This window comes from Flavobacterium sp. (genome assembly GCF_028712645.1).
In the GTDB taxonomy this organism is placed as follows: Bacteria; Bacteroidota; Bacteroidia; order Flavobacteriales; family Flavobacteriaceae; genus Flavobacterium.
In genome coordinates, this window is sequence record NZ_JAQTPQ010000371.1 from 1 (window position 1) to 2,713 (window position 2,713).

3 protein-coding genes are annotated in these 2,713 nt (G+C 31.4%); all 3 read left to right on the forward strand.

Features of this window, described 5'->3' with window-relative positions; genetic code table 11:
- Positions 1–377 (forward strand): sensor histidine kinase (locus PHC28_RS17985; RefSeq protein WP_300103759.1); only part of this gene is annotated, 377 nt, incomplete at its 5' end.
- Positions 370–1,056 carry a response regulator gene (locus tag PHC28_RS17990; RefSeq protein WP_300103762.1) on the forward strand — a complete coding sequence of 229 codons (687 nt, stop codon included), beginning with the start codon at positions 370–372 and terminating at the stop codon, positions 1,054–1,056. The genes PHC28_RS17985 and PHC28_RS17990, both read left to right, overlap by 8 nt.
- Positions 1,057–1,154: 98 nt before the next feature.
- Positions 1,155–2,713 (forward strand): KUP/HAK/KT family potassium transporter (locus PHC28_RS17995; protein WP_300103765.1); only part of this gene is annotated, 1,559 nt, incomplete at its 3' end.

Genomic DNA, 2,713 nt, shown 5'->3' on the forward strand with positions numbered 1-2,713 from the left:
CAGAGCAAATAATTTATAATTTGATTTTCAATGCAACACAATATACACCAAAAGGTGCAAAAATTGAAATCAAAGTCGAGTATAATCCAGATGTTGATTTTGAATATACCCAAGATAAATTAATGCCTTGTATGCTTACAATTTCTGATGATGGTAAGGGTTTTCCAGAAGAAGAAATTGGAAATGTTTTTGATAAATTTTATAGATTACAAAACTCAAAAACTGGAGGAACAGGTCTTGGTTTGTCTATAGTAAAAGGGTTTGTCGAAGCTCAACAAGGTAATATAACATTAAAAAATGGTGAAGAAGGTGGTTCTGTTTTTAGAATTGGTTTTCCAGCATTAGCTATGAATACATCAACAATTTCAAATGAATAATCCAGCTAAAATATTGATCATAGACGATGAAGTTCAAATCAGGAAACTGCTTGAAATCTCTTTAAATTCTAATGATTACAAAACTATTTTTGCAGTAAATGGAAAAGAAGGATTGACAGTTGCCACTAACGAACAACCTGATCTTATTATTCTCGATTTAGGTTTGCCAGATGAAGATGGACAAGTAATTTTAAAACGATTAAGAGAATGGTACAATAAACCTATTATTATTTTAACCGTAAAAAATAGTGAAGAAGAAATTGTTAAAGCACTTGATAATGGAGCCAATGATTATTTGTCAAAACCATTTAGAACTCAAGAATTATTAGCAAGAATTAGAACTTCATTAAGAAATTTAGTTCTAAATGATAATGAACCAATAGTTAGTTTTGGAGAAATTTCAATTGATTTTACTTCGCGGGTAGTAAAGTCAAAAGAAGAAATTATAAAATTCACTACAACCGAATATAATTTACTTTCAATTTTAGTAAAAAATGAAGGTAGAGTTCTGACACATCAATATTTACTTTCACAAGTTTGGGGAAATACCTATTCAGACCAAACACAATATTTACGAGTTTTTGTGGCTCAACTTCGAAAAAAAATTGAAGAAGATCCCAACAGACCAAAATTTATCATTACAGAATCTGGTGTAGGCTATCGATTTAATACAAGCTAAAACTATTATTTCTTCTTTTAAATGAACATAATTATAGTGATTTAAATCATTGTGATAAGGATTTCTATACCCATAAACCATCAAAACAAAAAAATAAAATGAATAAATCAACCATTCAAAAAGTCACCGCAGCATCACTTTTAGTAGCCTTGGGAATTATTTATGGAGACATAGGAACAAGCCCGCTTTATGTAATGAAAGCCATTATTGGTAAAAGAGAAATATCTAAATTGTTAGTCTATGGTGGAATTTCCTGTATTTTCTGGACGCTTACTTTTCAAACGACTTTCAAATATATTTTGTTAACACTTTCGGCAGATAACCACGGAGAAGGAGGCGTTTTTTCGCTCTATGCATTAGTAAAACGTTTCGGAAAAGGAAAATTGGTTATCCCAACAATTCTTGGAGCAACAACACTTTTGGCAGACGGAATTATTACGCCTCCTATTTCTGTAGCCTCTGCCGTAGAAGGCTTGAGCAATGTAGCTCCAGGCATTCCGACACTTCCCATTGTGATTGTAATTTTATCGGGATTGTTTTTCTTTCAACGGTTTGGAACTCAAAAAGTGGGATTCTTCTTTGGCCCAGCTATGGTAGTTTGGTTCTCAATGCTTTTTGTCTTGGGTTTTGTCCAAATTTTAGAACATCCAGCTATTTTGACCGCATTAAATCCAAAGTATGCTTATGAATTATTAGTTGAATATCCTCACGGATTTTGGTTATTGGGAGCAGTTTTCTTATGTACAACTGGAGCAGAGGCATTGTATTCGGATTTAGGACATTGTGGAAGAAAAAACATCAGAATCACTTGGGTTTTCGTAAAAACTGCATTGGTTGTTAATTATTTAGGTCAGGCTTCTTGGATAATGACTCAGGGGAATGCTTTTCTTGAAGGGAGAAATCCTTTTTATACTATAATGCCACAATGGTTTCTTTTTTCAGGAATAATTATTGCAACTTTTGCTGCTATTATAGCTTCACAAGCTTTGATAAGCGGTTCTTATACGTTGATAAATGAAGCGATGTCACTCAATTTTTGGCCTCGGGTAGCTATGCGAAATCCAACCAATTTAAAAGGACAAATCTATATTCCATCTGTAAACACAATTCTTTGGATAGGCTGTATTTTGATGATTTTATATTTTAAGAATTCCTCAAATATGGAAGCAGCCTATGGTTTTTCTATTACCATTGCAATGCTAATGACAACTGTACTATTAAATTATTATTTGATTTATATTCGAAAGATGAACAGAATATTGATAGCTGTAATCATAACCATTTTTGTTGTTATTGAAATAGCATTTTTTATTGCCAATATCATTAAAATTAAAGAACGATGGATGTTCTTGTTCTTTGAACTTTTCATTTTCATAACTATGTACACTTGGTTTTTTGCTAGAAAGATCAATAACAAATTTCTAAAGTTCACTAATTTGGCTGAACATACACAGCAACTTCAGGAATTAAGTAATGATATTGATATTCCGAAATATGCTACTCATTTGATTTATTTGTCAAAAGCGGATAAAAATTATGAAGTTGAAGAAAAAATATTGAAATCTATTTTTTCTAAAAAACCAAAAAGAGCTGATGTGTATTGGTTTTTTCACATCAATAGAACCAATGATCCTTTTACTTTAAATTATGAAGTTAT